We start from the raw sequence: 12,624 nt of genomic DNA on the forward strand, positions 1-12,624 counted from the left end.
TCGTTCAATACAATCATAGCCCGGGCCCGGATGGCGGGCCTGCACCGGAGTTCCTCATGGCTGGCATCCCCCTTTTCCACCTGGCTTTCCCCGTCGACGATCTGGCGCAGGCGCGGGCCTTCTATGGCGACCTGCTCGGCTGTCCCGAGGGCCGCAGTTCCGACGCCTGGGTCGACTTCAACTTCCATGGCCACCAGATCGTGGCCCATCTGTCGCCCGGTGAAGCGGGCACGCGCCATACCAGCGCGGTCGACGGCGACGACGTTCCCGTGCGCCACTTCGGCGCCATCCTGCCCATGGACGAATGGGAGGCCCTGGCCGAGAAGCTGCGCCAGGCCGGCACCCGGTTCGTGATCGAACCCCATGTCCGTTTCAAGGGCGAGGTGGGTGAACAGGCTACTATGTTCTTTTTGGATCCTTCGGGCAACGCGCTCGAATTCAAGGCATTTGGCGATCTCGGCCAGGTGTTCGCGAAGTAGCCGGCAGGCGGCGCGACCCAGGCCCGACCGGTTTTTCGTCGCCGGGCCGCCCCTGGATGAAAAACGCCCCCTTGGGGGGCAGCGCCGCCGCGAAGCGGCAAGCGTGGGGGCATTTTTCAAGGAAGCGCTGCATGTTGTTATCTTCTCGAGTCTTGCTGGGGTGTGCCGCACCGATGGGCGCCGCCGGCGTCATGCTGGCCGCCATGGCCACGCACCTGGCGGGCGGCGGCATCCTGTCCACCGCCGCGCTGTTCCTGCTGCTCCATGCCGCCGCCATCACCGGCCTGGCCGCCGTGGTGCCCCACGTCCAGCGCGGCCGCACCGCCCTGATCGGCGCTGCGGCCCTCATCATCGCCGGCACGCTGCTGTTCTCCGTCGACCTGGCCCTGCGCCAGCTGGCCGGCATGAAACTGCTGGGCGGCACCGCCCCCTTCGGCGGCGGCGCCATGATCGTAGGCTGGCTGGGCGTAGCCGTCGCCGCCCTCATGCCCAACCGCTGACCCTCCTGTCGTTAGCAGGACGCCGCGGATCCGGCTCCGCCGGTCCGCCAGTGCCGCCCCCTTGAGGGGGCGCCCGAAGGGTGTACGGGGTGGGCTTCCCTTCCGGTCCGCCAGTGCCGCCTCCTCGAGGGGGCGCCCCTCAGCGCGTAGGGGCGGGAAACTTCTCCACCCAGGCCACGTAGCGATCCACGAAGCCCTGGATGAACTTGGCGCTGGCTTCGTTGGTGATCTTGCCCTCGGCGTCCACCAGCCCACCCGTGTACTGCACGAAGATGCTGGGCTGAGGCAGCACGGGCACATCCAGCGCCGACAGCACCATGCGCAGGTGTTCCTGAGCCAGCGCGGTGCCGACCTGGCCGGGCGAGGCGCCCATGATGCCGGCGGGCGTGCCCGGCCACGAACTCTTGCCCCAGGGGCGCGAGCCCCAGTCCAGCGCGTTCTTGAGCACGCCGGAGTACGACCGGTTGTATTCCGGCGTGAAGAACAGCAGGCCGTCCGCGGATTCCACCTGCTGCTTGAACGTGACGACGGACGCCGGCAGGGCGGTATCGAGATCCTGGTTGTACAGGGGCAGATCGCCGATGGCGATTTCCTCGGTCTGGAAGTGTGACGGCAACAGCTTCGTCACCGCTTTTGCCAGCTGGCGGTTGAACGATTCCTTGCGGAGACTGCCGATGATCACGCCGATCTTGGTGGTGCTCATGAAGATTCCCGGATCTGGATGCGAAAAAGGGGATGCCGGAGCGCGGTGGCCACGCATGGCGGCCGGCCGCTCCGGAACGGGGGAACTGCCGATTCATGATAGCGCAGCGAATCCACTAGAATGAATCCCTTGTCACCCCTTGATGCTCACGATGTCTGTCGTTCGTATCGTCAGCTACAACATTCACAAGGGCATGTCCGCCCTGGGCAAGCGCGAGTCCGTGCAGGAACTGCGCCTTGGCCTGCACGGGTTGCGCGCGGATCTGGCTTTTCTCCAGGAAGTCCAGGGCCGCAACGACAGGTCCGGTACCTTGCACGAGCAGCACGAGATGCTGGCCGCGGCGCTGCGGCTGGAGGCCGCCTACGGGCGCAACGCCGTCTACCGGCACACCGACCACGGCAATGCGCTGCTGTCACGCTTTCCCATCCTGTCGCACCAGAACCAGGACATCTCCGATCACCGCATGGAGCAGCGCGGCCTGCTGCACGCGCGCGTGGGCATAGGCGGACACGAGGTGCATTGCTTCGTGGTCCATCTCGGGCTGTTCGCGGGCAGCCGCTCGCGCCAGGTCGGGGCGCTGGTGTCGCGCATCGAAGAGGTCGTGCCGGCTTCGGCCCCCATCCTGATCGCGGGCGACTTCAACGACTGGACCAACGTGTTGTCGGACATCCTGGTCGAACGCCTGGGCCTGCACGAGGTATTCGCGACCGCGCCACGGGGCAATAACGTGGAGCTTCCGCGCCTGCGCGATTCGGTCCGCATGCTGGGCCGCGTGCTGCGGGGCGGAGAGGCCTCGCCCTGGCGGCTGCGGGCCGGGTTCCAGGGGCCGCCCAAGCTGGGCCTGGGCAACGAGTTGATGGCGCCGCGCCCGCCCCGCACCTTCCCCGCCATCTTTCCGTGGCTGAGGCTGGACCGGATCTACCAGCGAGGTTTTTCGGTCAGGCAGGCCAGCGTGCTGTACGGCCGGCCCTGGACGCGCCTGTCCGACCACGCGCCGCTGCTGGCTGAACTCGAACTACCCTGACAACTGCGTGCCGGGCCGGGCCGCGCTGACCGCGGAGGCCGCGGCCAGGAACACGGCGGCCAGCACGAGGCCGGTGGTGGGGCCATGCGAGGACGCTGCGGTGAAGGCCAGCGCCACCAGCGCCGCGCCCAGGGCCATGCCGAACTGGCGCGCGGTGGCCTGCAGTCCGCCGGCGCCGCCGCTGCGATGGCGCGGCGCCGCGGTCAGCATGACGCGGTTGTTGGGCGTCTGGAACATGCCGAAGCCCGTGCCGCAGACCACCATGCAGGCCATGATCCAGCCGTTGGGCGTGCCGGCGGGCAGCAGCGAGATGATGACGAGTCCGCCGGCAACCAGGCCGGCGCCTATCGAGCACAGGATCGAGGGCGCGATGGACTCCGACAGGCGCCCGGCCAAGGGCGCCGCGATGGCCACCGCCAGCGGCCAGGGCACCATCATCATGCCCATTTCCAGCTGGCTGCGGCCCAGGGTCTGCTGGAAGTAGAAGGGTAGCGAGATGTAGGAGATGGTCTGGCCCGAGAACGCGCAGACCGAGGCGCAGACCGAGAACGCGAACGGGCGGATGCGCAGCAGGTCGAGTGGCAGCAGCGGCGTCGCCTGGGTCAGTTCGCGCCGGACCAGCGCCAGTCCGCTGATCGCGCCGCAGGCCAGCAGCGCGAGCGCCGTCTTGAAGTCGTGCAGCAGCCGGTCCACGCCCACCACGATCAGGCCGAAGGTCAGGCCGCTAAGCGTGGCGCTGAGCGCATCGAAAGGGCGCTTGGCGAGTTCGGTCTCGGGCAGCATGCGGCTGCCGATGGACAGGATGAACAGGCCGATGGGAAGGTTGACCGCGAACAGCCAGGGCCACGAGGCGACCGACAGGATCAGCGAACCTATCATCGGTCCGGCGGCGGACGAGGTCGCGACGACCAGCGCGTTATAGCCGATGGCCCGGCCGAACTGTTTCTGCGAATAGATGAAGCGCAGCAGCGCCGGCGTGACGCTCATGACGGCCGCCGCGCCCAGGCCCTGGAGCACGCGGAAGGAAATGAGCATCGTGAACGACTGCGACATCGCGCAGCCCGCCGAGGCGATCGTGAAAGCCGTCAGGCCCATGCCGAACACCCGCCGGTAGCCCAGGATCTCGCCCAGCGACGAGAAGGGCAGCAGGGCGACGACGATCGCGAGCTGGTAGGTGTTGACGATCCAGACGGCCTGCGCCGGGGACACGCCCAGGTCCCGCGCGATGGACGGCAGCGCGACGTTGGTGATGGTGGTTTCCAGGACGGTCATCGCCATCGCCAGCATCGTGGCTGCCAGGGCCCAGTACTTGCGCGGCGGGGTGAGTCCGTCCAGGGGATGCATCTTCTTGTTGTGCGTGCGCCGTGCGCGCGGCGCGCGGGTCAGCGTACGGGGAAATTGAAATAGGTGTCCGGATACGGTTCTTCGTCCAGAGTGTAGTGCCACCACTCTTCGGGCAGGTTGCGAAAACCGTGCCTGGCCATGAGTTCCTTGAGGAACCGGCGATTGTGTCGGACAGCCTCGGGTAAATCAGGATTGTCTGTATGCGACTTTACATCAAAAAGGTCGAAGGGAGTTCCCATGTCGACCTCGCCGCCGGCCAGCAGCGGCCCGCGGATGGGCAGGGCCGGGGCGGTTTCAGGCTCCAGCGCCGCCAGCGTCAGGTCTACCGTGCTGCCCCGGCTGTGGCCGGACCGCTCGGCGATATAGCCCAGTTCGAGCAGCGCGGCCTTGTCCACGCCGGGGAAGTATTCGGCCTTGGTCTTCTGGTCGGCGGTGTCGCGCGTCCAGGCCACGAAATCGGTCACCGCGCGCTGGGGCCGGTAGCAATCGAAGATCTTGAGCGTCAGGCCCTGGGGCCGGACCTCGCGCTGCACGGCCAGCAGGCGCCGCGCGGCGGGCTCGGTCAGGATGCAGGTGGGGGCGTCGTAGCCCGCCGCCGGCCGGCCCATGAAATTGGCGCTGCCGTGATAGCGGATGTCCAGCCGCACGGTCTGGGCGACGTCGGTCAGGTGGACGAAGCCGACGGGAATGGGAAGCAGGTCTTCCTGGGCGTGGGCGACCGGCGAGAGCAGCGCCGCGGCGGCGAGACAGGCGCCGGTGGCCTGCGCCAGCGAGCCGGCCGGGCTCCGGCCGTCCTGGTCGGAGGAGCGGTTCTTCATTCGGGCATTCCATCTTGAAGCAGCGCATATTATGCGGTGTACGGCGCGCGGCGGGCCAGTTGCGCTATACTTGCGCCCGTCATTGGGGAGTAGCCTCCTTGCCTTCGGGTGCAAGGGCCTGCGTCAACACACTTGCCTACGGGCATGGCGCAGGCGGTCAAGGACTTGGCAAGACCTTTGATCGTGCAGCTTCCGGTGGGCCGGGGCTGTTGCACGATCATTCGGTCAACCGTCCGGCCCGGAGCGCGTATCAAACATGGAAGCCTTCCTCGTCTCGACCGGCATCGTGGCCCTGGCCGAGATCGGCGACAAGACCCAACTGCTTGCCCTGTTCCTGGCTGCCCGCTGGCGGCGGCCCTGGCCCATCATCCTGGGCATCTTCACCGCGACCATCGTCAATCACGCCCTGGCCGGCGCCGTCGGCGCATGGCTGACGCAGGTCATCGGCCCCGACGCGCTGCGCTGGATACTGGGCGTGTCCTTCATCGCCATGGCGGCCTGGATGCTCGTTCCCGACAAGCTCGATGAAGCCGAGACCGGCAAGCTCAGGCTGGGCGTGTTCGGCACCACGGTGGTGGCGTTCTTCCTGGCGGAAATGGGCGACAAGACGCAGGTCGCGACCGTCGCGCTGGTCGCGCAGTTCCAGGCTTATTACGCCGTGGTGGCCGGCACCACCCTGGGCATGTTGATCGCCAACGTGCCGGCCGTGCTGCTGGGCGACAAGCTGGCCCATCGGCTGCCCGTGCGATTGGTGCACGGCATCGCGGCTCTGATCTTCGCCTGTCTGGGGTTGGCGGCATTGCTCGGCCTGTTCTAGGCGCACCGTGGCCGCGAATGCGGCTACGATGGCGATCAACCGCCGAGGGATGGGTTTCATGCAAGCTCCACGACCGTTTCATGACAGATCGCCCATCCCCTGGCTCGGACTGGCAGCGCTGCTGCTGGCGGCGGGATGTGCGCCGATGGGCGGCAAGGCTCCCGCTCCCGCCGGTTCGGCGCCGCGGCCGTTGGCTCTGACCATCCTGCACATCAACGATCACCATTCGCACCTGGATGCCACGCGGGCCACCCTGCGGTTGAAGACGGCCGACGGGTCGCGCCAGGCCGTGGCGGTATCGGCCGGCGGTTTTCCCCGGGTCAAGGCGGCGATCGACGAACTGGCCGCGCGGTCGCCTCATGTGTTGAAGCTGCACGCGGGCGACGCCCTGACCGGCACGCCCTATTTCACCCGCGCAGGCGAGATGGGCGAACCCGATGCCGCCATGATGAACACGGTGTGCTTCGATGCGTTCGCGCTCGGCAATCACGAGTTCGACAAGGGCGACAGCAGCCTGAAGCGCTTCATCGACCTGCTGCACGCGGGCCACTGCAAGACGCCTGTGTTGAGCGCCAACGTCCGCTTCGCCGCCGCTTCGGCGCTGCATCCCTCGCGCGCGCCGGACGTGGTGTCGCCGTCCACGGTCATCGTGCGCGACGGCCAGCGGATAGGCATCGTCGGCCTGACGATCGCCGCCAAGACCCAGGCTTCTTCCCGGCCGGACAGGGGGACGGTGTTCGAGGACGAGGCGGTGGCAGCCCAGCGCGAGATCGATGCGCTGCGCGGGCAGGGCATCGACAAGATCATCCTGCTCAGTCACACGGGCTATGGCTACGACAAGCAGATCGTCGCCCGGCTCGATGGCGTGGACGTGCTGGTGGGCGGGGATTCGCATAGCCTGCTGGGCCCCGCTTCGATGGCTGGCACGTACGCGATGGGCGCGACGCCTGCTGGCCCCTATCCCACGCGTACGACCGACAAGCTGGGCAAGCCGGTGTGCCTGGTCCAGGCCTGGGAGTATGGCCGGGTGGTGGGGGAGCTGAACGTGGAGTTCGATGCCCGCGGCGAGGTCAGCAAGTGCGAAGGCACGCCCCATGTCCTGATCGGCGACGATTTCACCATCGGCGGCGCGGCGGTGGGGGCGCCGGACCGGTCGGCGATCCTGGCCGACGTGCGGGCCAGCGGTTTCCTGGCGATCGTGGCGCCCGATTCCGCGGCGGCGCGGCGGCTCCAGCCGTTCAAGCTGCGGGTGGATGCGTTCGACAAGACCGTCGTCGCGCAGGCGCCCGATGAGCTCTGCTCGCGCCGCGTCCCGGGCGGCTCGCCCACGCGGACCGCCGGCTGGAACGACTACGGCCGCTCCAGCGCGGCCTGCAACGCGCTGGGCGACGTGACCCGGCGCGGCGGCGACATCCAGCAACTGGTGGCGCAGGCCTTCCTGGAAATCGCGCAGCAGGCCTACGGCGGCGCCGACCTGACGCTTCAGAGCGGAGGCGGCGTGCGGGTGCCTTTGCACGGCGACATCACCGCGGGCCGCGCGATCGAGGTGGTGCCCTTCGGCAACCCGATGTATCGCCTGGAGGTGACCGCGACGGAAATCAGGAATCTGCTGGAGGACGGAATCGAGGCGACCTATGGCGGTACCGGCGCCACGGGGCCCTATCCCTACACCGGCGGGCTGCGCTGGGACGTGGATGCGACCCGGCCCAAGGGCAGCCGCATCGCCAACATCGAACTGCGCGACAGCGTCACGGGGACCTGGGCGCCGCTGGACCTGGGCAATGCCACCCGCACCTACAAGCTGTTCGTGCTGAGCTTCAACGCCAGCGGCGGCGACGGCTATGGCACGCTGGCGGCGGTGCCGGCATCGCGGCGGATGGACGTGGGCGCGCTGGATGCTGACGTGTTCCTGGAGTACATCACGGCGCAGCCCAAGGGAGCGAATGGCCTGCCGCAGTTGCGCAAGCTGGAACCGGCTCTCTATAGCACCAAGTCCCATCGAGATGTGTGGACCCCCCCTGCTTCCCCCAGGGCTTACAGCCTCAGGAGGTAGACTATGGGGGTAGGCAGTTGCCGCGATGATGCGTGGTGGCTGCGCGCGTCCTTAGTTCCGAATCGTCCGTGCGCGGCCGCTGCCGTGCATGCCCTAGATGGGGCCGGCCGCTCCGGCCCGTTTATCGCCAGGAAGACCATGTCGAATTTCCTCGTTCGCAAAGTCGCAGTGCTGGGTGCCGGAGTCATGGGCGCCCAGATTGCCGCGCACTGCGTCAATGCCAAGGTGCCGGTGGTGTTGTTCGACCTGCCCGCCAAGGAAGGCCCCAAGAACGGCATCGTGCAGAAGGCCATCGACAATCTGCGCAAGCTCAGCCCCGCCCCGCTGGCCGTGCCGGAACTGGCATCGCTGATCGAGCCCGCCAACTACGAGGACGACCTGGCCAAGCTCAGGGAATGCGACCTCGTGATCGAGGCCATCGCCGAACGCATGGACTGGAAGCACGACCTGTATGCCAAGGTCGCCTCGGCGATCGGTCCGCAAGCCATCTTCGCCACCAATACCTCCGGGCTGTCGATCACCGAGCTGTCCAAGGGCATGGCTCCCGCGCTGCTGCCGCGTTTCTGCGGCGTGCATTTCTTCAATCCGCCCCGCTACATGCACCTGGTGGAGCTGATTCCCACCGCGCATACCCAGCCCGCCATCCTGGATCATCTCGAGGCCTTCCTGACCACGGTGCTGGGCAAGGGCGTGGTGCGGGCCAAGGACACCCCCAACTTCATCGGCAACCGCGTGGGCGTGTTCGGGCTGCTGTCCGCCATGATCGAGGCCGAACGCTTCGGGCTGACCTACGACGTGGTGGATGACCTGACCGGCGCCAAGCTGGGGCGCGCCAGATCGGGTACCTTCCGCACCGGCGACGTGGTCGGCCTGGACACGCTGGCGCATGTCATCAAGACCATGGAGGACTACCTGCCCGACGATCCGTTCGCCGCGCACTACGGCACGCCGCCGGTGCTGGCCGGGCTGATCAAGCAGGGCGCGCTGGGGCAGAAGACCGGCGCGGGGTTCTTCCGCAAGCAGGGCAAGGCTATCCTGCGGCTGGATCCGGCCAAGGGCGAGTATGTGCCGGCCGAGGGCAAGGCCGACGACGCGGTCGCGCGCATCCTGAAGAACAAGGACGCCGGGCAGCGCCTGCAGGCGCTGCGCGACAGCGAGCATCCGCAGGCACAGTTCCTGTGGGCCATCCTGCGCGACACCTTCCAGTACATCGCCGTGCACCTGGCCGACATCGCCGGTACCGCGCGCGACGTGGATTTCGCCATGCGCTGGGGCTTCGGCCATGGCGTCGGGCCGTTCGAGCTGTGGCAGCAGGCGGGCTGGCTGCAAGTCGCGCAGTGGGTGCAAGCCGACATCGCCGCCGGCAAGACGCTGTCCAGCGCGCCGCTGCCGGCCTGGGTGACCAGCGGCCCGGTGGCCGAGCGCGGCGGCGTGCACACCCCGGAAGGGTCGTGGAATCCGGCGGCGGGCAGGTTCGAGCCGCGTTCCGGCCTGCCGGTCTATGCGCGCCAGATCTTCCGCGCGCCGCTGGCGGGCGAGGGCATCGTGCCGCTGGCGACCGGCAAGACCGTTTTCGAGGACGAGGCCGTCCGCCTGTGGACGCTGGACCGCAGCGGCATGGACGACGTGCTGATCGCCTCGTTCAAGACCAAGATGCACACCATCAGCCCCGCCGTGACGCTGGGGCTGCTGCGCGCCGTCGACCTGGCCGAGGAAAGCTATCGCGGGCTGGTGGTCTGGAATCCGGGCGAGCCGTTCTCGGCTGGCGCCGACCTGCAGGCCATCGTGCCGTTGTTCATGAGCGGCGGCGTGCAGGCCGTTGCGCCCGAGGAAGAACGCCTGCAGCAGCTGATGCTGCGGCTGCGCTACGCCCAGGTGCCCACGGTGGCCGCGCTGGCGGGCATGGCGCTGGGCGGCGGCTGCGAGCTGTCGGTGTATTGCGCGCGCCGCGTCGCGCATATCGAGACCTATCTGGGCCTGGTCGAGGTGGGCGTGGGCCTGATCCCGGGTGGTGGCGGCCTGACCTACCTGGCCCGGCGTGCGGCGCAGGAGCGGGCGCTGGCGCCGGACATGCCGCTGATGGCCTTCCTGAAGAAGTATGCCTTCCAGGCCGCCACGGCGCAGGTCTCCAAGTCCGCGGTCGAGGCCCGGCGCATGGGCTACCTGCTGGACGACGACCCCATCGTCTTCAACGTGCACGAGGTGCTGTACGCCGCCATCCGCGAAGCGCAGTCGCTGCACGACACGGGCTGGCGCGCGCCGTGGAAGGAACCCTTCGCGGCCGCCGGCAGCGAGGGCATCGCCATGCTGAGCGCGCAACTGGTGAACATGCGCGACGGCGGCTTCATCTCGGACTACGACTACCGCCTGGGTCATGCCATTGCCGAGATCCTGTGCGGCGGCGAGATCGAGGCCGGATCGCTGGTGGATGAGCAATGGATCATGGCGCTGGAGCGCCAGACGTTCATGTCGCTGCTGGGCGAACCCAAGACGCAGGAGCGCCTGATGGGCATGATGCAGACGGGCAAGCCTATAAGGAATTGACCCCCCCCTACGCGCTGACGCGCGCCCCCCAGGGGGCGATGCGGGTGGACCGGCGGAGCCGGATCCACCGCATCCTGGGTGGGGCGGGGATGTGGAATAACGGGGCGCCATTGCGCTACCAATAGGATTGAAGGAGATGGGGATGTCACGTCAGGTTCAGGATGCGTATGTCGTTGCCGCGTCGCGGACGCCTATCGGGAAGGCGCCGCGGGGGGCGTTGCGGACGGTGCGGCCGGATGATTTGTTGATCCATGCGCTGCGCGCGGCGCTGGCGCAGGTGCCGGGGCTGGATCCGCGGCGCATCCAGGATGCGATCATCGGCTGCGCGATGCCCGAGGGCGCGCAGGGGATGAACGTGGCCAGGATTTCGACCCTGCTTGCCGGCCTGCCGCAAGTCGTGGGCGGCGTCACGGTCAACCGTTTCTGCGCGTCGGGGCTGACCGCCGTGGCGATGGCCGCCGACCGGATCCGCGTGGGCGAGGCCGACGTGATGATCGCCGGCGGCACCGAGTCGATGAGCATGGTGCCGATGATGGGCGTCAATCCGTCGCTGAACCCGCGGGTGTTCGAGGGCGACGAGAACATCGGCATCGCCTACGGCATGGGCCTGACCGCCGAGAAGGTGGCCGCCCAGTGGAAGGTGTCGCGGGAAGACCAGGACGCGTTCGCGCTGGCCTCGCATCAGAAGGCCCTGGCCGCCCAGCAGGCGGGCGAGTTCAAGGACGAGATCGCGCCCATCGAGGTGGTGACGCGCTTTCCCGACCTGGAGGCGGAGAAGGTGGCGGTGCGCAAGCGCATGATGTCGCTGGACGAGGGACCGCGCGCCGACACCAGCGCCGAGGCGCTGGGCCGCCTGCGGCCGGTGTTCGCGGCCAAGGGCAGCGTGACCGCGGGCAACAGTTCCCAGACCTCGGACGGCGCGGGGGCGCTGGTGCTGGTGTCCGAGAAGGCGCTGAAGGAATTCAACCTGGTGCCGCTGGCACGTTTCGTGACCGCGACGGTACGGGGCGTGCCGCCCGAGATCATGGGCATCGGTCCCAAGGAAGCGGTGCCCGCCGCGCTGCGGCAGGCCGGCCTGTCGCTGGCGGATCTCGACTGGATCGAGCTCAACGAGGCGTTCGCCGCGCAGTCGCTGGCGGTGATCCGGGACCTGGGCCTGGATCCGTCCAAGGTCAATCCCATGGGCGGCGCCATAGCCCTGGGCCACCCGTTGGGGGCGACTGGCGCGATCCGTGCCTCCACCGTGGTGCATGCGCTCCGGCGCAGGAACCTGAAGTACGGCATGGTCACGATGTGCGTGGGCACGGGCATGGGCGCCGCGGGGATCTTCGAGCGGGTCTAGCGCAGGACGAGGCGCGGCGTTTCCCTTCCCGGGGGCGGCGCCGCGTGGCGACGGGAGGGACGTGAAATGGCCGAGTTCGTCACCCTGGAAGTCCATACCAACCCTTGGGATGCCCACATCACGCGCGGGCTGCTGGAAAGCGAAGGGATCCCGGTGCTGCTGCAGAACGAGCACCAGGTATGGGCCAACTGGCCCTTTTCGCTGGCCCTGGGCGGCGTGCAGGTGCAGGTTCCCGCATCGTCGCTGTCGCGCGCGCAGGCCGTGCTGGCGCGCCGCAACAGCGGGGAATATCAGCAGGAAGTGTTCGATCAGCCCATCGCCGCGCGGTGCGAGGCCTGCGGCGGCGCGCGGTTCGCGCGCGACGTGAACTGGCCGCAGGTGGCGCTGGCACTGGTGACGCTGTGCTGGAGCAGCGTCATCTTTCCGCCCCGCCGGGGACCCATGAAGTGCATGGATTGCGGGACGCCGGCCGGCGAGGCCTGAACCGCGCCCGCCTACTGGCCCTTCACGCGATCGGCGTTCTCCTGCATCCGGCGCAGGAGTCCCAGCAAGCGCTCCACGTCGTCCCCGTCGAATCCTTCCAGCATCCTGGCCTGCCTGTCCATGGCCTGGGCGATCAGCGCCTGGCTGGTCTGCCGGCCCCGCGGCGTCACGCTGAAAATGGTGCGGCGGGCATCGGCGGGGTCGGGGATCGAGCTGACCAGTCCCGCCTGCGCCAGCTTGGCCAGCGTGCGGCTGACCCAGGCCTTGTCGATGTGCATGACCTGGCACAGCGGCGTGACGCCCATGTCGCCGCGCGTGGCCAGTACCACCAGGCAGCGGTACTCGGGCAGGGTAAGGCCGGCCACTTCCTGCGCATCCCGTTCGGCCAGGCCGCCCAGGCTGGATGACAGGCGGAAGATGACGAAGCCCAGCAGCGAGGTCAGTTCGAAATCGACCGGCGCGGGCCCGCGCCGGCGGGACGAGGATCGGGAGGGGGCGGTCATGGGCATGGGCCGGG

At 68.5% G+C, this 12,624-nt stretch carries 12 protein-coding genes and 1 riboswitch; of the genes, 8 read left to right on the plus strand and 4 right to left on the minus strand.

The window, feature by feature from the left end:
- Positions 1-56 precede the first annotated feature (56 nt).
- Together EGT29_RS04220 and EGT29_RS04225 are read left to right on the plus strand one after the other, a co-directional pair.
- Entirely contained in the window at positions 57-479 is a 423-nt protein-coding gene (locus EGT29_RS04220) for a VOC family protein (RefSeq protein ID WP_124687844.1), read from the plus strand.
- Positions 480-610: 131 nt separating this feature from the next.
- Positions 611-979 (plus strand): DUF423 domain-containing protein, encoded by a 369-nt coding sequence (locus EGT29_RS04225; RefSeq protein ID WP_124687845.1) that lies wholly within the window; start codon positions 611-613, stop codon positions 977-979.
- Positions 980-1,118: 139 nt separating this feature from the next.
- Here EGT29_RS04225 and EGT29_RS04230 read toward each other — a convergent pair whose 3' ends face one another.
- On the minus strand, positions 1,119-1,682 hold the full coding sequence (locus EGT29_RS04230) for an NADPH-dependent FMN reductase (RefSeq protein ID WP_124687846.1): 564 nt from the start codon (positions 1,680-1,682) through the stop codon (positions 1,119-1,121).
- A 151-nt stretch (positions 1,683-1,833) separates the two neighbouring features.
- Here EGT29_RS04230 and EGT29_RS04235 point away from each other — a divergent pair, with 151 nt between their 5' ends.
- Entirely contained in the window at positions 1,834-2,706 is an 873-nt protein-coding gene (locus EGT29_RS04235) for an endonuclease/exonuclease/phosphatase family protein (RefSeq protein ID WP_124687847.1), read from the plus strand.
- On the opposite strand, the gene EGT29_RS04240 is transcribed toward EGT29_RS04235, so the two are convergent.
- A complete protein-coding gene (locus EGT29_RS04240; protein ID WP_124687848.1) occupies positions 2,698-4,050 on the minus strand; it encodes an MFS transporter in 1,353 nt (450 codons plus the stop codon). The genes EGT29_RS04235 and EGT29_RS04240 overlap by 9 nt on opposite strands.
- Before the next feature lie 38 nt (positions 4,051-4,088).
- The gene (locus tag EGT29_RS04245) at positions 4,089-4,868 is read right to left on the minus strand and encodes a M15 family metallopeptidase (protein ID WP_124687849.1); all 780 of its coding nucleotides are present in this window, start codon (positions 4,866-4,868) and stop codon (positions 4,089-4,091) included.
- A 72-nt stretch (positions 4,869-4,940) separates the two neighbouring features.
- A riboswitch (yybP-ykoY riboswitch) is annotated at positions 4,941-5,106 on the plus strand.
- 18 nt (positions 5,107-5,124) lie between these two features.
- Between EGT29_RS04245 and EGT29_RS04250 the strand changes: the two genes are divergently transcribed.
- The 5 genes from EGT29_RS04250 (at position 5,125) to EGT29_RS04270 (ending at position 12,107) form a co-directional block, all read left to right on the plus strand.
- A complete protein-coding gene (locus tag EGT29_RS04250) occupies positions 5,125-5,685 on the plus strand; it encodes a TMEM165/GDT1 family protein (RefSeq protein ID WP_124687850.1) in 561 nt (186 codons plus the stop codon).
- 58 nt (positions 5,686-5,743) lie between these two features.
- Positions 5,744-7,738, plus strand: coding sequence for a bifunctional UDP-sugar hydrolase/5'-nucleotidase (locus EGT29_RS04255; RefSeq protein ID WP_124687851.1), 1,995 nt, complete (start codon positions 5,744-5,746; stop codon positions 7,736-7,738).
- 138 nt (positions 7,739-7,876) lie between these two features.
- Positions 7,877-10,282, plus strand: coding sequence for a 3-hydroxyacyl-CoA dehydrogenase/enoyl-CoA hydratase family protein (locus EGT29_RS04260; protein WP_124687852.1), 2,406 nt, complete (start codon positions 7,877-7,879; stop codon positions 10,280-10,282).
- A gap of 142 nt (positions 10,283-10,424) precedes the next feature.
- On the plus strand, positions 10,425-11,624 hold the full coding sequence (locus EGT29_RS04265) for an acetyl-CoA C-acyltransferase (RefSeq protein ID WP_124687853.1): 1,200 nt from the start codon (positions 10,425-10,427) through the stop codon (positions 11,622-11,624).
- Between the two features lie 66 nt (positions 11,625-11,690).
- On the plus strand, positions 11,691-12,107 hold the full coding sequence (locus EGT29_RS04270; RefSeq protein ID WP_124687854.1) for a DUF2007 domain-containing protein: 417 nt from the start codon (positions 11,691-11,693) through the stop codon (positions 12,105-12,107).
- 11 nt (positions 12,108-12,118) lie between these two features.
- Here the strand turns inward: EGT29_RS04270 and EGT29_RS04275 are convergent, their stop codons facing one another.
- Positions 12,119-12,610, minus strand: a complete 492-nt coding sequence (locus EGT29_RS04275) for a MarR family winged helix-turn-helix transcriptional regulator (RefSeq protein WP_161567694.1) — start codon at positions 12,608-12,610, stop codon at positions 12,119-12,121.
- Positions 12,611-12,624 lie beyond the last annotated feature (14 nt).

Origin of the sequence: Pigmentiphaga sp. H8, from assembly GCF_003854895.1 — a bacterium.
GTDB lineage: Bacteria > Pseudomonadota > Gammaproteobacteria > Burkholderiales > Burkholderiaceae_B > Pigmentiphaga.